Here is a 19,540-nt window from a genome sequence, read left to right on the forward strand (position 1 = left end):
CCTTCCCCACATCCCCCTCTCCTCCTGCCAGGCACCGGACGCTTTGAAGCTTCATGGTTGGTTCCAGCGAAAAGTGGTTGCGGGATGCTCAGGAGGCCGAGCAGCATTTGCAAACAGCGCTACGCGGCCTGCGTCAGCAGCCATTCGTAGAGCAGGTGAGCATCGGGCTCATTTTCCGACCCCATGGCGATCCGCACACGGGCGCCGTCGCAGGCAAAATCAGCGGCGCGCGGCAGGGTCAGATAGGAAACTCCGTCGAGGATGATATCCTTTGACCGAACCGCTGTGATGGTCCGCGTGGTTCCCAGGGCACGGTGCCCCTTGGGGCCGGCGACGAGCTTCAATTGCTGGCCGACTTTCAACGATTTTCGAAAATGGGCGAGGCTTACCAGCGGCTCCACATGGTTTTCTGCGCCGCGCCTACGGGCGAGCGCCGACCAATAGGCCCGACCAATGCGAACCTCCGTGAAGTAGGAACAGCTGTGGAAATCCTGATAGATGTTCGAGTTGGTAAAGCCGAAGCGCTCCATCTGGTCGCGAACGGCAGAAATCATCGCCTCTTGGGCGTCGCGCGTTGAGAGATCTTGCGGCGCATCAAGGATCTCGGCGATGATCTTGCGCCCGCCCGCGAACTTCTCCGTGATGACCGAAAATGCGATGTCGGCAAAATCGGTGGCCAAATGGGCGCGGATCCTGTCCGCGAGATCAGGGAACGGTTCACCCTGGCGATAGAGGTCACCCTTGTAGCAGAAATTTCCGCGCTCATCATGGCTGACCTGGCTGTAGAGCAAAGATGTGGAAGTCGGGGCGGGCGTGTCGGTCATGTCGAACCTCTTGTGTGGCGTTCGATCCCCTAAAAGGATCTACACCCACCCCCTCCCTCCTCTCCTTGCCGGTGGTCGCCGGTTTGCCTGAGCGGGCGGACAGTCAGGCAGCAGCGTTGAGGCCGACGAGTTTGTCCCACTGCGCCCCGGTGCAGATGATCTGCTCGAGGATGCCGGGCGCCCGGTCCGCGGGAATGAAAAGCCGTGTCTTGTAGGCAATGATCTCGGTGAAACAGCCTATGGACTTGAGCCAGTCGCGCCGGGCGGCAGGGAAATCCCTGATTTCCAGCCGGCGAGCATCGTTGACATGGACTGAGACCAGTCTTGCATCGCCAAGACCTGGGATTACCACACCCTCGGCGCCCCGCGCTCCGGCAATCATCTCGGCTGGCGAGAGCCTTATCGCCATTTCCACGCCGAAGCTGCGGGAGAGCTTTTCGATGCCGTTTGGTGAGATGATGCGTCCGAGGACGGAATTGCCTTGCCTGTCGCTGACCCTCCAGACGCGCATGTCGTCATCTGGCAGCTGGTTCCAGACCGGCAGCAGCAGGCCATTTGCGATGTTGACGGTCTCAATGTCGATGTGCTCGCGCGCCTCTTCGACCTCGGCGTCCCATGCTGCCTCGAAGACTGCTCCTTCGATCGGCGCCCAGTGACTTTCATGCAGGGCCTTGTCCCGGATACGTTCCCGCCCGGTGGGCCTCACGAGTTGCCACATGGTGATGGCATTGCCCTCGCCGTCCATGACGCTCCAGCTCGGCACCTGGAGTGCGACCCGTCCTGATCTTTCATTGCGGAGCATGACGAACCCCGTCTCGCCCCACTCCCGCATCAGGCGAGCCCGCGACGTTGCGCGTCGCCGATGATGCAATTCATAGCGGCTAAGACGGGTTTCAGCGCCGGTCACCGGATCTCGGCGCAATATCTGCTCGTCGAGCAGGATGACGCGCTCGGCCTGGATCGTCTCCACGCCGACCTCGAGTGTTCCGGCCTCCCGCGCGGCGTCGATCCTGGCCTGGATCAGCCCCATATATTCCTCGAATATCGCGTTCTGCGTTTCGATGCGCAGCGCCAGCAGGCGATTGAGCCAGCGCTGGATCGGAGGAAGGTCATCGAGCAGCCCGCCGCTTTCCTTGTCGAGAAGCTTGAGGCCGGTCATCGCGACGAAGGCGGATAATGACGTGCTGGTGAGCTTTCCGCGATAGAGGAGATGATACCATTGATTGAGGGCGTCGCGGGCATAGTCGCTCTCTAGATTATCGGAAGGGTCGAACAGATTTTGCCCGCCGGTCTGCCGCTGCCCGCGCGTGAGCGCCCCCAGGCTATCGAGCCTTCGGGCGATGGTGCTGATAAATCGGCGTTCGCCCCGGCAGTCGGTCGTGACGGGACGAAAGATGGGCGCGCTTGCCTGGTTGGTGCGATTGGATCGCCCAAGGCCCTGGATGGCGTTGGACGCCCGCCAACCCGGCTCCAGGAGAAAGTGAACGCGGCGGCGATCTGCGGATCGGCAGTTGCGATCGGCATGATAGCTTCGGCCCGTTCCTCCGGCATCGGAGAAGACGAGGATCTGCTTCTTGCCGGACATGAAGGCCTCGGCTTCGGCGATGTTGCTACGGGCGCCGCGGTTCTCGACGCGCTGCCGCCGGGCGGCATCTACGACCAGCCTGCGGCTCCTCCCCGTAACCTCAGCAACCCTATCCGTTCCGAAATGACGGATCAGTTCGTCAAGGGCCGAGCCGATCGGTGGGAGCGCGCACAGCTGCTCGATCATCTCATCGCGCAAGGCCAGCGCTTGCTGACAGAAGACGGGATTGCCGCCCTTGTCCACCATGAGTTCGGAACGCTCCGCTTCATCGGCACCCTTGATGATCTTCATCATCCGCACCGGAAAGGCGGACTTCAGATAGTCGATCATCGCCTCGCGCGGCGAGAGTTCGATATCGAGGTGCGCGCGTTCTTCGGCGCTCAGAGCCGCGAGCCTGCGTTCGAGCATCGCCTCGGCTGTGGTGACCAGTTGGACGATGGCATGATGTCCCGCATCCACCTCGCTCGTGATGGACGCGATGAGGGTCGGCACCTTCATGGCGATCAGAAGCTGGGAGAAGAAGCGCTGCTTGGCGCTCTCGAAGCGGGACAGCGCCGTGCCCTTCGCCTGCGCGTTGAGCGCCTTGTCGCCCATGCGGTCGACGATGTTGGTGAGCGCCAGCACCTCGTCGAGATTGCGGTGGATCACCGCCCAGCCGTCAGCATAGGCATTGTAGACCTCGATCTGTTCGGGCGATAGCGGATGTTCGAGCGGCTCATATTCGACGCCCCGGAAGGTCAGCGCCCTTGCGGTGTAAAGCCCAAGGGCTTTCAGGTCCCGCGCGACGATCTCCATCGCAGCGATGCCGCCTTTCTCGATCCCGCTCATAAACTCGGCCCGATCGCCGAAGGACGTGCCCGGTCCCCAGAGACCCAGGCGAATGGCGTAGCAGAGATTGGCGGGGTCAGTTGCGCCAGTGGCCGAGACAAAGAGGATGCGGGCGCGGGGCCGCAGATTTTGCAGTCTGACTCCCGCCAGCCCCTGTTCCGAACCTTTCTGCTGGCCGAACTGGGTTTCCGTCCCGGCAGCATTGGCCATCTCATGGGCTTCGTCGAAACAGATGATGCCTTCAAAATCCTCATCCAGCCAGGCGAGCAATTGCGACAGGCGGGAGGCCTGATCGTGACGCTGGGACCGCAGGGTCGCATAGGTGAGGAACAGAATGCCGCTTTCCATGGTGATGGACGTTCCGAACGGAAAGGCATCGAGCGGCTGGATGTCGATAGGCAGACCGCCGAGCGCCGACCAGTCTCGCCGGGCATCTTCGATCAGCGCCGCGCTCTTGGAAATCCAGACCGCCTTGCGGCGTCCCCGGCTCCACTGATCCATGATGCAGGCGGCCACTTGCTGCCCTTTGCCCACGCCAGTTCCGTCACCGATGAAATAGCCCATGCGATAGGACTTTCCGCTGGCATCTGGGGCCAGCAGCGTTCCCGGCTCATTGGGCGCACGCAGCCCCGGCAGATCGCGCTCGAAGGCTTGGCCCGCATAAATGATCGTTTCCAGTTGGGCGTCGGAAAGGGCGGAGACCGCGCAGCGCGGCAGTTTGGGGCGATAGGCGGGCCGCGGCGGCAGGATGGATGACATCGCAATCGATTCGACCAGCTGATCAGGGTGTGGTTTCGCGCCGGGGATCGCCAAGCGTGAAAGGCGCCAGGGCACATAGATGCCGATCTGCTCCTCGGCTGGCAGCGGCGTATCGAGGACGTCGTAACTCAGCAGTTCCACGGTGGAGTTGAGTGTCGGAGCCGTCCGAGCCACAGGCTTCAGCGCCGTTGGGAGTTTCGCGGCAGTGAGGAGCGGTCTGCTGCCCGAAGCTATCGTCGGCTTGCGCGGCGCAGCGGCAAGCACCGCGACTGCGGCGCCAGCCTGCGCTGGCGCGGCGGCATCCAGACGCCTGGGCAGCGCCAGAACGACCGGCAGAAGGCTTTCAATATCCGGCACGGTCAGCCGCTCCGCAGTCCCGGTCCACCCTTTGTCATAGACAATTAGGCGCACAGGGATCGTCGTGCCATGTTTGGCGAAGGGTCGACCCTGAACCGTTATTTCGATGCGTGGAGGAACCAGCGCGGCGACGGCCTGATAGCCGGCCTCGCCGCTGGCTCCCTCAGCGAAGGCCGGCGACATGATGGCGACGCATCGTCCACCAGGAACGAGGCGAGCGAGCGCGGAACGCAGATGGCGGGCGCCAGCGTGGCGATCGCGACCGCGCGCTTCGCTGCGCGCGAACGGCGGGTTGATAAGGATGACCGAGGGCCTTTGGTCGATCGGCAAAAGATCGTCGATATGTTCGCCGTCATGGCAGGTAACGGTTGTCGATAGCGCCTGCCCGAGCAGGCCGGCCCGGACAGGATCGCGCTCGTTGAGTATGAGGCGCGCCTTGGCCATATGCGCATAGACGGCGAGAAGCCCAGTGCCCGCAGACGGTTCCAGCACCATGTCCGCCGAGGTGATCTGCGCCGCAAGGGCTGCAAGGAAGCTGAGCGGCGCCGGCGTCGAGAATTGCTGCATGTCGACCTGCCGCTCGGACCGAAAGCTCTGGGTCGGAAGCCGCTGGGCAAGGTCGCAAAGCGCCGCCAGGGCCGCGGCCGGATTTGCCGGATCGAAGGATGGCAGCGCGTTTCGCGCAAGAGCAACGACCTGAGCAATCTCCAGAGCGTCATAGGCTTCACGCAACGTCCAGCGTCCGTCAGCGTCGCTCCCGCCGAAATGGGCGGTCATCAGGCGCGACAGTCGCGCGCGCGTGATGGGGTGGCCTGTAACGATCAACTCTGCAAGGGACTGGGCGACGGCCCCCAGGGTCCAGATTTTCTGGTCAAGCGGATCGGAGCCGGCCTCCAGGGCGGCGAAAAGCGAATGGGTCATTCGGAAACTCCAGCGAATATGGCGCACGCATGGAGCAGGGGTCCATGCGGCGTGGTCAGGAAATGAGGCTGAAAGCAGGATGGCGGGGTCGATGGTGGCCGGCCCCGCCCATGCTATCGCTCAGGCGGCCTCAGGAATGTCCGCACCCTCCTCGGCGACGCTCGGTTCGTCGCTGGTGTCATCGTCTCCATGTTCGTCGTCGACAATGTCGAGGTTGGCCGCTTCGTCAGTCCTGTGCCCGAAGGTCATCGCATCGGGCAGCCAGAGCAGGGCCCTCTCCTTCACCTCCGCCTCGACGATGATCTGGCCGGTGAAGAGCTTCTCGGCCGAAAGAGCGAGATCATGCTTTTTCGAGGCGCTGTAGCGGCTGCGCAGCTCGGCGCCGCCCACCTCCTCGAAATGCTCCAGGATCATAGGCTTGCTGATCCGATCGAAATAGCGCCTCGCGGTCGGGCGCCACCAGGCCGGCATATCGATGTCGATCTTGCTGCCAATGTGGTCGAGGAGCGCGGCACCAGAGCCCCCCGACGGAACGGCGTGAAGCGTACGGGCGACCGCCCAGCTGAGCCATGCTGCCCGTGCCGTGTCGTCCAACGCGCAGAAGGCATCATAGCGTCCGACAAGATCGGCCGCCTTGGTCCAGCTACGATCAAGACCCTCCTCAATCTCCGCCCAGCTTTGCGCGGCGGGCGTATCGCTTTCAAAGCCGGGGCTGCGCGAGCTCTGTGTGGGCGCGCGCAGGTCGCTTGGCATGTCGTATCGATAACCGATCGCCGTATCGGCCATGATGAAGGTGCCCAGATCGAGTGCAAAATGCGGATCGCTCGCCACATGGACACGCAGCACCTCGGTCTTCATCATCGCCAGCTCGTCGCCGAGCCGCTGGCTGATCGAGGCGCGAGGCACTGTTTCTTCAGCGGAGGCTTCTTCGGGCTCAGCAGCCTCGCCGGCCTCGACGTCCGCTTCATCCTCATCCAGCTCCTGCGGGATAGCGAAAAACTGGTTGTGCAGCCGGGGCACCCCATCCTCGCCGATCACCAGATATGCAATGGAACTGGCCTTCTGCTGCGCGTCGAGTTCGGCAGGCCGTTCGTCGAGCGACGCGTGCTCGGCTTCAAGAGCCTCGATCCGCTCGATTTCCTCGTCGGTGTAGCCGTCTTCATCGGCATTGTCGGCGATCGCTTCCAGCTCGACTTCGATAGCGCGCTGTCGCTCCTCTTCCTCCTGGCTGAGCGGCAGTGGCACCCCTTCGACTTCGTCGAGCGCCATCGTTTCCACATAGGGGACGCGGGTCTGGCACAGCACCCTGAGTTCACCGAAGCCTTCGCGGGTCCGCAAAGCCTCGGCGGCCGCTTCCATCCGCTCCTCGGCAAGCCGATCGATGATCTCGCTATCGATCCAGTTTTCATGTTCTCTGTCGGAGAACAGATCACTCTCGATCCGGCCGCCGGCAGAAAGATAATCGTCGCGGCCCACCAGAACCGCTTTGGGGTCATTGCCCCGATAGACGCCGGAAACGAGGCGCCGGCGGATTTCACCGGAGTTGCCTTCATAGTAGCTGCCCTGCAATTCTTCGAAGACCGCCGCCTGGCGCGCGGAATCGCTGATGCTGCCATAGGCCTTGGCCACATCAAGGGTGATCGCCCCATCGGCCAGGGCATCGAAGACGATGTTGGCAAGATTGGCGAGGCGTAGGCGCCCTAGGACGAAACGCTCGGTCAGCCCGAAACATTTGGCGACATCGGCCGGCGTTTTCTTTTCATTGGCGATGATCGCCTGGAAGGCGCGGCATTCCTCGGCGGGGGTCATGTTGGCGCGGGTGAAATTCTCGATCAGGCTGACCTCGGTTGCGCCACTCCGGTCGGCAAGCACCATGACCGGAACCTGGTAGTTGTCCGGCAGCTGGCCATCAGCGATGAGCGCCTGGACCTGGGTGAGGCGGCGACCGCCCGCTATGATCTGATATTCCCCTTTTTTGCGGGCAACGGGAATGCCGACGAGGTTCTGGATGATCCCGCGGACGAGGATCGTGGCCCTGAGTTCTGCATCTTCGACTGGATCGGTGCGCTTGCGCACATTGGTGGGCGCGATCGAGAGCTTGGAAGCCGCGACATAGAGGAGTGGCGGGGTCTGAGTCATGAACATTCTCCAACGCGCGGCGCGCCCTGACCATCAGGCCGCTAGCCGCGTCCCCTTCCACTCCACCTTCTCTCCTGCCCGCAGCATGTCGTTCCAGTCGCCCATTCCCGCAGGGGGCCGAAAAATCACAACAGTACGGCCCGGACTGATGAATTTTGCTCGCGCCCGTCCAACTGCCCGTCTGCCTGCCGCATCATTGTCGGCGAGCAGGACAAGGCATGTGACATGCGCCGGGATCGCGACCTTGTCGAAGCGTTCGGCCCCGAGGCTTGCCCAGACCGGAATGCCGAGCAGGATGGACGCGGAAAAAGCGTTCTCGATGCCTTCGGCGAGCCCGAGGACATGGGTGGCGCTGGCCAGTTCGACTGCCCCCTGCCCCAACCGGCCGAGGCTACGCTTGTGCTTTTTGAATAGCGCAGGTCGCCCGTTTAACTGCAGGAAATTCCGCTGAATGCCGCAAAAGACGTCATCCTGCGTGACGGCAGCGATGAGCGCAGGCAAAAAGCGAACCTCTTTGCCGGTCCCCAGTGGGGTTGCAGGATGATAGCGCAAGGCTGGCGAGACAATGGTGATGCCGCGTCGTTGCAGATAGCGTCCAGCCGGCGTGAAATTGATCGGTCGAGCCTCCTTCCAAAGCCGCGCTGCCGCCCTCGTGCCGTGCTGAGGATGCCGCTGTATCGAAGCAGCTGCGACAGCGCCGAATGGAGTTTGGAGTCCTTCACTACGCAGGCCCTGCAATATCTCGGTGATCGTGCAGCCAGCAAAGCACTTGAAAAGCAGCGTTGATAGGCCTGAACGCACCGAGAGACTCGGCGTTTTGTCGGGATGTGCCGGACATCGACACATGCCGCGCCCATTGGACCAGTGGCCGCCGAGCCGATGGACAATGGTCTTGCCCGCAAGATCGAGGTCCTTTGTCATGGCGCGGCCTGTTCTCGGGCCGCCGCAATGGTGCAAATGGCCACCCGCAAATTCTTGCGCACTCGGCGGCGGGTTATCCCGAATTGACGGGCGATCTCGCCAGGCAGAACATGATGACGCGTGCAAAGGATCAAAACGGCCCGGGGGAGAGGATCCATTTCGCTAATTGCGCAAAGGGCAGCAGGAAAACCAGATGTCGCTTCCGCCAGGTCCCTCTCGACTGACCCCAACCTACAGATAGAAGCAGGATGCTGGTCCGGGTCGTTGCGACGAAAAGCAACCTGTTCCGAGTTGCAGTCGGAAGAACCGCAAGATGGCTTGGGAAGACTGGCGATATGAGCCTGCATCTTATCCGCCAAAGCCGCATCCCGATCACGGAACAGACGGCGGACATGGGTACTGGCGATCTGCCAGAGCAGACGGCGCGGGTGGGCCATAGAAATGATCCATTTCGAAAAGAGGAAAAGGTCGCGCCAAAAAAGCGCCATTTAGCCTTCCCCCTCCTCTCCCACTGCTGCGGCTAGTCAGGACAGTTGGGAGGCCTCGTCGTCTGCCGCAGAGCAAACAAGGCCTTGGCTGTTGCCGAAATGTCACTCCTTGCCGCGGACCCTACGGCAGCAGTTGCTTTCACAATTCGGTTTGGTGAAAATCGTTGCTCATCACAACGGGTCGGCCGCCCTGCGTGGGAATGAGCGCTGGCGGTCGCCATGGTAAAGGGTCGCACCGTCATGCCAGATGAAAACATCCCCGCCGCGCTTGAGCCCTATCGTGACGCCGTCGCGCATCTTACTGACCGGCAACGTGAATGCATGGCGCTCGTCGCTGAGAACCTCAATTCCAAGAAGATCGGTAAGCACTTGGGCATTGCACCCAATACAGTGGACAAACATGTCAAGACGGTTCGAGCCATGTTCGGTGACATGGACAGGTTTGATGTCGCCAGAATCATTCGCGCGGTAGATGACGCCGTAGCGGCCGCCAAATCACCCCCCCAAAATTTAGGTAGTCAATCAATCGGACTGTCTGCGCCCTCGGTAATCGCCCCATCTGGGCCTACCGACAACGATGCGGCCGGACAGTCTGAAACCGATCAGAGCACCACCGTGGGAAAGCGGGTTCCACTGCTTCCCAGCGCGATGCCCGCCCTGCTCAGCCTGTTGCCGCTCCGCTCCTCAAGGAGGCAGAGCAATGACCTGAACCGACATTATCTTATGATCGCCTTTGCGGTTCTGAGCGCCTGGTCCCTGGTGTCCGTCGGCTCGGCCGCCTCGCTTCTCTCGTCGCTAAGCAGCTTCGCCCGCAACTAGAGAGCTATCGATAATCTGGATCATCGACCGCGCAGCCCTCAGGGACGCGGGAAAGGAACACTCATGCCCAAACAACGTCTCGCCATCGCCCATTCCATCGCGCAACGCCTTTACGCCGCCGAGGAAGCACTGGATCTGGCTGCTGCACGGATCGCAGAACTAAACGCCGCCCTGCCATTGGCGCGGCTCGATGGCCGGCTCGCAGCCTCCATCGGTCAGGATGCCTTTCGCACCTCGGCAGATGCGATCGTCCTTGTCGCAAAGACGCGCGACAAGATCGTGACCACGCACGATATGCTCAAGCAGGTCAGCGACGATATCGGCCTTGGCCCGCAGGCCTATGGCGACGTGTTCAAAGTCGCCGAGAACCGGCAGAGCGTTACCGACATTCACAGTCTCGCCGCCTGATCACCTTCGCTAATTTATTGACGAAGCGAAACATTTTTTGTTTCAGTGGGTGATGACCAGGCAAATGATCTTCGTGTGTCTTTTGATCCTGAGCACGCTCTATGCCTTTGCAAGGGGTGGCCGGCCAGAACAGATCGCGGCGGCCACCCTTGTCCTCGGCGTCATGGCGAGCATCGCCTTTGCCCATCATCCGTCGCTGCGCTTTCACAAATTCGAAGCCGGCATATTGGCGGTTGATCTGGTCATGGTGGGGATTTTTCTGGCTCTGTCGTTCCGCAGCACACGGTTCTGGCCGATCTGGATCGCTGGCATTTTAGGTGCGGAAACGATCGTTCACGTCACGCGCGCGGTGGTCCCCCATGTCATACCACAAGCCTATGCCGATGCGGCTGGCCTGTGGAGCTGGGTAATCCAGACGATCCTGATTGCAGCGACCTGGCGGCATCGCCACCGGCTGCGACAAAATGGCTCCGATGCCCCATGGCGAACAGATTGAATCCGGCGATTGCGCCAGCTTGCTGCATGACCTGAGGCGCGACTGAGCGCACCTTTCCGCCGAGGGGCTGCTTATTGATCGGCCTCCGCCGGGCCCATTGGCTAGACCTGAGACTGATATGGCAACGCCTTAGCGTCGTCGTTTTCGGATCGCCGACGCCACGGTGCATCTTCGAACTTTGACAATTGGAGTGAGATCGATGCCGCAACTGACACGCACGCGCCTGGATATGTGTCGCAAACTGATAGCGTCCCGCAAGATCGTAGGCGATCGGTTGGGCTACGGCATGTGTTCGAGCCCAATTCTGGACATGCTGCTGGAGTTGTTCGTCGCGACGCATGAGGGTCGGTCTGCCTATTCCTGGTCGCTCTGCATGTTCGCGCATGTCCCGATTTCCACGGCCCTTCGCAAGATGGAAACGATGGAACAGGAGGGAATGGTCCTCCGCGAAAAAGCCGACCGAGATCGACGCCGAATTCAGGTATGCCTGACGCCCAAAGGCCGCGCGGCCGTCGAGGGCGTGCTCGATCGACTGGTGCAAGTCTACGCTGCCGAACCGATCGCCACATCGGCCGCAGCTTAAGGCTGTCGGTTTACCGCCAGAGCGCCTCCGAACTCCTGAGCACTATCAATGGCACTCTATGCGCGTCAAGCCGCCGCTAGCTGGTTTGCCCAATCGACTTCCAATTGAACAAGTCAATTGAGAAGGATGTGAAGCCCTTTGTTGACGAGCCGCACGGCCCACATGTGTCGCCCCTCCTAAACATATCGATGCCGGATATGACCACCGGTCGAGCCTGCTCCCTCACGAGCAAGCCGTGCCGCTAAGGCGCAACCACCTGATGCAACCGACGGCGGGCATCATGCATCTTGAGAGCCAGAGCGATTACTTTCTATTCCGCAACATTGCCGCGAGTGTCCGAGCCGGGAAGGATCTGAGATCGCAGCCCTTCGCTGCTGCAGTCCCAATTTCGGGCAGAGCTGACTTTATCTTAATTTCTGGCATCGAGTTCCTGTGGCGGAACAATCCTTTTGCGTGCCACTCTACACCATCCCCGTTGAAGATCCGGCATCGTGCCGAAAAAACCAAAAATTGATCACTATGTGAATTGAATTAATTCGGCATCGCCGATGGTTGATGCAAATGTCGAAATATTTACAATTCGCCATCAAACACGCAAGAAGCATCGATCAACAATGACGGGATCGCCCAATGGCCGACGAACAACAGACTGACCTCACCGCTCTCACCGTCCAGCTGCTGAGCGCCTATGTCTCGCGAAATTCGGTTCCCAGCGAAGGCTTGGCCGATCTCATCAAATCCACGCGCGCAGCGTTGGTTGCGCCTCCGGCACCTGCGGCCCAGAAAGCAGAAGCCGTGAAGGTAACGCCAGCCGTTTCGGTGCGCAAAAGCCTCGCGTCACCTGAGCACATCATCAGCCTGATCGACGGGAAGCCTTACAAGACTTTGAAGCGGCACCTGGCGACCCACGGCCTGACACCCGATGACTATCGCGAGCGCTATGGCTTGCCCAAAACCTATCCGTTGGTTGCCGAGAGCTATTCGCAAGCGCGCCGTGCCGTCGCCCAAAAACTTGGCCTTGGCCATAAGTCCGCTGCGGTCGAGAAACCCGCCGTAGCAACGCAAAGCGATAAGGTCACTCCAGAGATGCCGGCCAGCGAGAGCAAGCCGGTGCTTGCCAAAGTGACTAAGGGGAACGGGAACCACACCGCGAAAAAGGCTACCCGCCCGAAGGCTGCGGTCTCTCCGGCGTCTGTTACGATCAAGCCGGACGAGCAAGTTAAAGAATCGGGTGGCCCAACGAAACGTCCACGGAAAAAGCTCTCGATTGCCACGGCTGATGATCAGCAAAAGACGGCGAAGCGGGACATTTCGACCTCTGCGAACCCGGGGGATTTAGTGCCTGATGGGACGAAGCCGACGACTACCAAGAATGCCAAAGCGCCTGTCAAAGCCAAGCCGCTTAAAACGGCGCTCAAAGCCGCCCATCTGGGTGCTCAGGCCAAACCAGCACGCGGCGAAGAATAGCGTCGGCCAGCGGGGAGGAGCATATATCTTCCCGTTTGTCATTCCCAGATGCTGAATACGTCAAAGGCGTATGGGACCGGCCAAGACCAAAGCTGTCCATATATCGAGGGTGAATTTGGTACAAAGTGCAGCCCCGACCCTTTGACGCCATTCAGGCACCAATTTCACATCCGCAGGTCCGGACAGTCCGGTAACCGGCTGGTCGCGACCATTGCACGAACCCGCTCCGCGGGAGGGTCGCTTGGGGTGACGTAGCGTAGTATTGTTCAGGCTTTGCGAGCGGCGATGTCGCCTTGCGACCGTGGAGTTCCTTCAACGGAAAGGAACTCACCATGGATGCCATCACTTCCCCGACCCCGAACAATTCACTGCGCGAGCGTATGTTGCAGGACATGACGATGCGTGGCTTTGGGGAGCATACGCAGAAGGACTATATTCGGCACTTCCGATCATTTGCCGCGTTTCTCGGTCGCCCTCCCGATACGGCCACGATCGAAGACCTCCGGCGCTTTCAGATTGATCAGCATGAACGCGCCGTTGGTCCGGCAACAATCAATGGAGCCGTATCGGCACTGCGCTTCCTGTTCAGTATAACTCTCAAGCGACCGGAGATGGCGCTGGGGCTTGTCGTCGTTCGCTTCACACCCAAATTGCGGGTGGTTTTGAGCGTTGAGGAGACAGCGCGGCTGCTCGAGGCCGCGCCAGGCATCAAATACAAAGCTGCCCTCAGCGTTGCCTATGGCGCGGGCCTGCGTGTCTCGGAGGTTGCCCACCTCAAGGTCGATGACATCGACAGCGAGCGCATGATCATCCGTGTCGAGCAGGGCAAGGGACGCAAGGATCGCAACGCCATGCTCTCACCGCACCTGCTCGATTTGCTTCGCCAATGGTGGCGCGAAGGCAAGCGGCGCGGAGTGATGTTGCCGCATGGCTGGCTGTTCCCTGGCCGCAACGGCACGGATCCGGTCTCAGCGCGCCAGTTGCATCGCGTCGTGCAGGAAGCAGCTGAGCGCGCCGAGATCCACAAGCGGGTAAGCCCGCACACATTGCGGCATTCGTTCGCCACTCACCTGCTCGAGCAGGGTGTCGATATCCGCGTCATCCAGGTCCTGCTGGGACACGTGAACATCAACACCACCGGCATCTATACTCAGGTTTCGAGCAAGACCATGCGGGCGGTGGCCAGTCCGCTCGACCAAATCGTTGCCGTGATGGAAGGCAGGGGCCCTCCCGGTTGAACCGGTGCGCACCTCACTCGAGGTCGCCGACATCTTCCGTAGCGCCGGGCCAGCGTATCGCGCAGCCCATGCCGGGCATCTCAGTCTCGGCCAGCTCAAGGTCATGACGGCGATCGAGAACTGCCGCACCGCCGCGCTGGGCGGCCACGTCGAGGCCTGCGACGACTGCGGGCATTGGCGGATCGCCTATAACTCCTGCCGCAACCGGCATTGCCCCAAATGTCAGGGTGCCGCCGCGCGCACCTGGCTGGCCGCGCGCGAGGCTGATCTGTTGCCGGTCGGCTACTTCCACGTCGTGTTCACCGTGCCCGCCGAGATCGCTGACATCGCCTGGCAGAACAAGGCGGTGGTCTATGACCTGCTGTTCCGCGCAGCTGCGGACACGATGCTGACCATCGGCGCCGATCCCAAACACCTCGGCGCGCGGGTCGGCATCACTGCCGTACTGCACACCTGGGGATCGGCGCTAACTCACCACCCGCATGTGCACATGATCGTGCCCGGCGGCGGTATCGCGCTGGACGGCACGCGTTGGATCTCGTCGCGCCCTGCCTTCCTGTTACCAGTGCGCGTGCTGGGCGCGTTGTTCCGCCGGCTGTTCCTCATACGCCTGCTGGCGTTGTTCGACGCTGGGAAGCTGGCCTTCTTCAACACCTTGGCGAGCCTGGCGACACGCAAGGCCTTCCTGCGGCATCTATCCCCGATCCGGAAGAAGCGCTGGGTGGTCTATGCCAAGCCACCCTTTGCCGGACCGCAGGCAGTGCTGGCCTATCTCTCGCGCTACACCCACCGCGTTGCCATCTCGAACAGGCGCCTCATCGGCTTCGACGAGGCCGGAGTGACATTCTGGTACAAGGATTATCGCCGCGATAGTGCTGAACGCCAGCAGGTCATGACGCTGGCGACCGACGAGTTCATCCGCCGCTTCCTGATCCACGTCCTGCCGCGCGGCTTCCACCGCATCCGGCATTACGGCCTGCTCGCCAGCTCATCCCACAAGGAGGCCATGGCGCTGGCCCGCAGGCTGCTGGGCATTGCTGCGCCGATCGAGGAACCCGAACCCGACGAGCCGCCCGACCATCGCCCGCCATGCCCATGCTGCGGCGGACACATGACCATTATCGAGACCTTCGCCCGCTGGTGCCAACCGCGCGCGCCACCAACGCCAGCCTCACACGCCCGGAGACACGCGCCATGATCCGGCATGGCTCGCTCTACATGACGGTCGCGCTCATGGCGTCCTGGCCGACGACCGGGCGCATGCCCATCCCGGAATTAAAGCGGGCGCAGGACACGCTGATCCGTAAAACCACCGCTGCTAGCGGCCTGACGCCGCTCGAAATCACGCCGCTCCGCCCGATAGTCGCACCTCCGGCCCGGCAACGTTTACCCGCCAGAACCACCCCAAAGCCTATTTACCCATAGAGCAGCGCGTGGGGCCCGCGGGTTCCTGCACTGGAGGCTTTCGTACGCAAGCGCCCGAAACCCTTCGCACACCCGGTCATTCGGCGGCAGGGTCGGCTACGTCTGCAATTGATAGGAGCCGTCGTTCCAGATTGCTCAGACCTCGCGAACCCTATTGAAATAATCACACTGCCGAACATTTCGACGCAGCAAAAATCGCGGTGGTGCAACTGGCCTTTTCAACTGCCCGTGCTTCGGCACCGAAGCGCCAGCGGCGAATGGGATTTGGTTCAGTAGGGACCTGCAAGCTACATAGTCGACAGCTCGGCTCAAAGATCCAGCAAACGGGAGAACCGGGCTTCCGCCCCCGTCCATCATTCGATTTAATCGAACGGTGGGCTAAGTTTTATCAGACTGCGCAGCAAAACTCGATCCCGCTAGATCTTCAATCACACCGGAACGATCCGAGTGTACGAAATTCGATTGGAGACCGACATGACCATCAAAGCGACCCCTACCCCCGGCAAATCCCTGATCACGCCGACCGATCACACCCTCGTCATGATCGACTTCCAGTCGCAGATGGCCTTCGCCACCAAGTCGATTTCGACCGAGCTTTTGCGCAACAACGCCGCTCTCGTCGCCAACGCCGCCGCCGGTTTCAACGTCTCCACCATCCTGACCACGGTCGCCGTCGACAGCTTCTCCGGCCCGATGTTCAGCGAGATCACTGACGCCTTCCCGAACCAGCCGCTGCTCGACCGCACCTCGATGAATACTTGGGAAGACGCCGCCGTCATCGACGAGGTGAACCGCATCGGCAAGGAGCGCGTGATCTTTGCTGGCCTGTGGACCTCGGTCTGCATCGTCGGCCCCGTCGCCTCGGCCATCGACCAGGGCTTCGACGTCTATTTCATCTCGGACGCGTGCGGCGACATCTCCGAAGAGGCGCATGAGCGCGCCGTCGAGCGAATGATCCAGCTGGGCGCCAAGCCGATGACCTCGCTCCAATATCTCCTCGAACTGCAGCGCGACTGGGCAAGGACCGAAACCTACGACATGACCACCGGCTTCGCGAAGAAGTGGGGTGGCGCTTATGGCCTGGGTATCACTTACGCCAAGACGATGTTCAACGCCTCCGAGGCGCATTGATCCAGCCCGGCGGCCGGGCATCCCCCGGCCGCTTCTCCCCCATCGTGCCAAGGATTTTCCCATGAGCAACTTCATCACCACCACAGACGGCGTCGACATCTTCTACAAGGATTGGGGCAACAAGGACGCCCAGCCGATCATGTTCCATCATGGCTGGCCGCTGTCGTCTGACGACTGGGATGCGCAGATGCTGTTCTTCCTGTCGAAGGGCTATCGCATCGTCGCTCATGACCGTCGCGGCCATGGCCGCTCCGCCCAGGTCGATTTCGGCCACGACATGGATCATTATGCCGCCGACGCCGCTGCGCTCGTCGCGCATCTCGACCTCAAGGACGCCATTCATATCGGTCACTCCACCGGCGGCGGCGAAGTGGCGCGCTATGTCGCCCAATATGGCCAACTGCAGGGCCGCGTCGCCAAGGCGGTGCTCGTCAGTTCGGTGCCGCCCCTTATGGCGCAGACCGATACCAATCCCGACGGCCTGCCGATGGAGGTGTTCGACGGTATCCGCGCGGCACTGGCGGCGAACCGTGCACAGATGTTCCGCGATTTTCCCACCGGTCCCTTCTACGGCTTCAACCGCCCCGGCGCGACGGTTCTGCCCGGCGTGATCGACAATTGGTGGCGCCAAGGCATGATGGGCAGCGCGCTTGCCCATTATGAGGGAATCACGGCCTTTTCGGAAACCGACCAGACCGAGGACCTCAAGGCCATCACCGTGCCCACGCTGGTTCTGCAGGGCGATGACGATCAGGTCGTGCCTTACAAGAATGCCGCAGTAATACAGGCGCAACTGTTGCCGAAAGCGACCTCAAAAATCTACGAGGGCTATTCGCACGGTATGCTGACCGTAAACGCCGACGTGCTGAACGCCGACATTCTCGCCTTTATCCAGGCCTGACCCCAGACAACGCCGGAGAACGGACATGAAAGCCTACATCCTCTCCCTCGGTGCCGGCCTCATCGTCGGCATCGTCTACAGCCTGATGGGCGTCCGTTCTCCTGCGCCGCCGGTTATAGCCCTCGTCGGGTTGGCGGGCATTCTGCTCGGAGAACAATTGATCCCGGTCGTCAAGCGGGTCGCCAGTCTGCCGGAACTGGCCCGGTTCGTCCGCCAGGACTGCGCCCATCATGTGCTGGGCGAGTTGCCGACCCATGGAAAGCGCGACGCATGATGACCCGCCGCCAGCTGCTCGCCAGCGCCGCCGCCACAACCGCCCTGACTGCACCTATGGAAAGTTTCGCCATGACCCAGACCGATCTCATCCTCACCAACGCCAAGGTCACGACGCTGGACCGGGAAAACCCGCAGGCACAGGCAGTGGCGATCCGTAACGGCAAGTTCCTCGCCGTCGGCACCGAGCAGGAAGTGCGCGCCGCCGCCGCGCCGAACGCCCGTGTCGTGGATGCTGGCGGCCGCCGCCTGATCCCCGGCCTGATCGACAGCCACATCCATGTCATTCGCGGCGGCCTCAACTATAATATGGAACTGCGTTGGGAGGGCGTTCCGACACTGGCCGATGCCATGGCCATGCTGAAGAAGCAGGCCGAGAATACCCCGCCGCCACAATGGGTGCGTGTTGTCGGCGGCTTCACCGAACATCAGTTCGCCGAGAAGCGCCTGCCCACCATCGCCGAGATCAACGCCGCCGCCCCCGATACACCCGTCTTCATCCTCCACCTTTACGACCGCGCCCTTCTCAACGCAGCCGCGCTGCGGTCGGTAGGCTATACGAAAGATACGCCGAACCCACCGGGCGGTGAAATCGTACGCGATGCGCAGGGCAATCCCACGGGCCTGCTGCTGGCCCAACCCAATGCAACGATCCTCTATGCTACGCTCGCCAAGGGACCGAAGCTGCCGCAGGACTATCAGCTCAACAGCACGAAGCATTTCATGCGAGAACTTAATAGTCTGGGCGTTACTAGCGTGATCGACGCGGGCGGCGGATCGCAAAATTATCCCGACGACTATGAGGTGATCGACCAGCTGCACAAGAATGGCGAGCTGACGCTGCGCATCGCCTACAACCTCTTCACCCAGAAGCCGAAGGAGGAACTGAAGGACTTTGCGAGCTGGTCGACCCAGATCAAGCCGGGCGACGGCGACGATAGCTATCGCCACAATGGTGCGGGCGAGATGCTGGTCTACTCGGCGGCCGACTTCGAGGATTTCCGCGTCGCGCGCCCCGACATGGCGCCGGAGATGGAAGGCGACCTGGAACCCGTCATCCGCCTGCTCGCCGAGCGCCGCTGGCCCTGGCGGCTGCACGCGACATACGACCAGACGATCGGCCGCGCGCTTGACGTGTTCGAGAAGGTGAACAAGGATATTCCGCTCAAGGGCCTCAACTGGTTCTTCGACCATGCCGAGACGATCAGCGATCGCAATATCGACCGGATCGCGGCCTTGGGCGGCGGCATCGCAGTCCAGCATCGCATGGCCTTCCAGGGCGAATATTTCGTCGAACGCTACGGCGCCAAAGCCGCAGAGGCGACACCGCCGATCAAGCGCATGATGGATGCGGGCGTGCCCGTGGGTGCGGGGACCGATGCGACCCGGGTCGCCAGCTACAACCCCTGGGTATCGCTCAGCTGGTTGGTGACGTCGAAAACTGTGGGTGGTCTGACCCTCTATCCAGTACGCAACCGGCTCGACCGCGACACGGCGTTGCGGCTGTGGACCGAGAAGAACACATGGTTCTCGAACGAGGTCGGTAAAAAGGGCCAGATCAAGGCTGGGCAACTGGCGGATCTGGCGCTGCTGTCGGACGATTATTTCAGCGTGGCGGAAAGCGAGATTGCGCATCTTCGCTCTGTGCTGACCATATTGGGCGGCAAGATCGTGTATGGCGAGGGCGGTTTCGGCCCGCTCGCCCCGGAAGCCCCCAAGGCGATGCCCGACTGGTCGCCGGTCGCGACGTTCGGCGGTCATTGGCGCCGGGATGAAGCCGCCAAGAAGATGGCGTCCGCCTGCGGCTGCGCCTCATCCTGCAATGTCCACGGCCATGACCATGCGGCGGCGCTCGGTGCGCGCGTACCGGCTGCCGACGTCCAGAGTTTCTGGGGCGTCATGGGCTGCGGCTGCTGGGCCGTCTGATCCGAAAGGCACCCTCCCTACCGGGGGGTACCCTTCGGGTGTTCGATAATC

Annotated in this window: 16 protein-coding genes; 11 read left to right on the forward strand and 5 right to left on the reverse strand. The window is 61.7% G+C overall.

Annotated features, from left to right (window positions below; translation table 11 throughout):
- Positions 1–119 precede the first annotated feature (119 nt).
- The 5 genes from U5A89_RS01285 to U5A89_RS01305 form a co-directional block, all read right to left on the reverse strand.
- The gene (locus U5A89_RS01285; protein WP_338159413.1) at positions 120–824 is read right to left on the reverse strand and encodes a hypothetical protein; all 705 of its coding nucleotides are present in this window, start codon (positions 822–824) and stop codon (positions 120–122) included.
- Between the two features lie 103 nt (positions 825–927).
- Positions 928–5,274, reverse strand: coding sequence for a strawberry notch family protein (locus U5A89_RS01290; protein WP_338159414.1), 4,347 nt, complete (start codon positions 5,272–5,274; stop codon positions 928–930).
- A 120-nt stretch (positions 5,275–5,394) separates the two neighbouring features.
- Positions 5,395–7,413 carry a ParB/RepB/Spo0J family partition protein gene (locus U5A89_RS01295; protein WP_338159415.1) on the reverse strand — a complete coding sequence of 673 codons (2,019 nt, stop codon included), beginning with the start codon at positions 7,411–7,413 and terminating at the stop codon, positions 5,395–5,397.
- 33 nt (positions 7,414–7,446) lie between these two features.
- The gene (locus U5A89_RS01300) at positions 7,447–8,334 is read right to left on the reverse strand and encodes a DUF7146 domain-containing protein (protein ID WP_338159416.1); all 888 of its coding nucleotides are present in this window, start codon (positions 8,332–8,334) and stop codon (positions 7,447–7,449) included.
- A complete protein-coding gene (locus tag U5A89_RS01305) occupies positions 8,331–8,822 on the reverse strand; it encodes a hypothetical protein (RefSeq protein WP_338159417.1) in 492 nt (163 codons plus the stop codon). The genes U5A89_RS01300 and U5A89_RS01305 overlap by 4 nt, the downstream gene beginning before the upstream one ends.
- Positions 8,823–9,062: 240 nt before the next feature.
- Here U5A89_RS01305 and U5A89_RS01310 point away from each other — a divergent pair, with 240 nt between their 5' ends.
- From U5A89_RS01310 to U5A89_RS01360, 11 genes are all read left to right on the forward strand, one after another.
- Positions 9,063–9,641: a helix-turn-helix transcriptional regulator gene (locus U5A89_RS01310; RefSeq protein ID WP_338159418.1), complete on the forward strand. Its 579-nt coding sequence runs from the start codon at positions 9,063–9,065 to the stop codon at positions 9,639–9,641.
- A 63-nt stretch (positions 9,642–9,704) separates the two neighbouring features.
- Entirely contained in the window at positions 9,705–10,049 is a 345-nt protein-coding gene (locus tag U5A89_RS01315) for a hypothetical protein (RefSeq protein WP_338159419.1), read from the forward strand.
- Between the two features lie 37 nt (positions 10,050–10,086).
- Entirely contained in the window at positions 10,087–10,545 is a 459-nt protein-coding gene (locus U5A89_RS01320; RefSeq protein ID WP_338159420.1) for a hypothetical protein, read from the forward strand.
- 274 nt (positions 10,546–10,819) lie between these two features.
- Complete coding sequence (locus U5A89_RS01325; protein ID WP_338159421.1) at positions 10,820–11,128, forward strand: MarR family transcriptional regulator; 309 nt, start codon at positions 10,820–10,822, stop codon at positions 11,126–11,128.
- 630 nt (positions 11,129–11,758) lie between these two features.
- Positions 11,759–12,595, forward strand: coding sequence for a Ros/MucR family transcriptional regulator (locus tag U5A89_RS01330; RefSeq protein WP_338159422.1), 837 nt, complete (start codon positions 11,759–11,761; stop codon positions 12,593–12,595).
- Positions 12,596–12,927: 332 nt separating this feature from the next.
- A complete protein-coding gene (locus U5A89_RS01335; protein ID WP_338159423.1) occupies positions 12,928–13,833 on the forward strand; it encodes a tyrosine-type recombinase/integrase in 906 nt (301 codons plus the stop codon).
- Between the two features lie 4 nt (positions 13,834–13,837).
- Complete coding sequence (locus U5A89_RS01340; protein ID WP_338159424.1) at positions 13,838–15,031, forward strand: IS91 family transposase; 1,194 nt, start codon at positions 13,838–13,840, stop codon at positions 15,029–15,031.
- A 701-nt stretch (positions 15,032–15,732) separates the two neighbouring features.
- Positions 15,733–16,389, forward strand: coding sequence for an isochorismatase family protein (locus tag U5A89_RS01345; RefSeq protein WP_338160134.1), 657 nt, complete (start codon positions 15,733–15,735; stop codon positions 16,387–16,389).
- Between the two features lie 61 nt (positions 16,390–16,450).
- The gene (locus U5A89_RS01350; RefSeq protein ID WP_338159425.1) at positions 16,451–17,290 is read left to right on the forward strand and encodes an alpha/beta fold hydrolase; all 840 of its coding nucleotides are present in this window, start codon (positions 16,451–16,453) and stop codon (positions 17,288–17,290) included.
- Between the two features lie 25 nt (positions 17,291–17,315).
- Positions 17,316–17,564, forward strand: a complete 249-nt coding sequence (locus U5A89_RS01355; protein WP_169574706.1) for a XapX domain-containing protein — start codon at positions 17,316–17,318, stop codon at positions 17,562–17,564.
- Complete coding sequence (locus U5A89_RS01360) at positions 17,561–19,489, forward strand: amidohydrolase (protein ID WP_338159426.1); 1,929 nt, start codon at positions 17,561–17,563, stop codon at positions 19,487–19,489. The genes U5A89_RS01355 and U5A89_RS01360 overlap by 4 nt, the downstream gene beginning before the upstream one ends.
- The last annotated feature ends 51 nt before the right edge of the window (positions 19,490–19,540 follow it).

It is taken from the genome of Sphingobium sp. HWE2-09 (assembly GCF_035989265.1).
Taxonomy (GTDB): domain Bacteria; phylum Pseudomonadota; class Alphaproteobacteria; order Sphingomonadales; family Sphingomonadaceae; genus Sphingobium.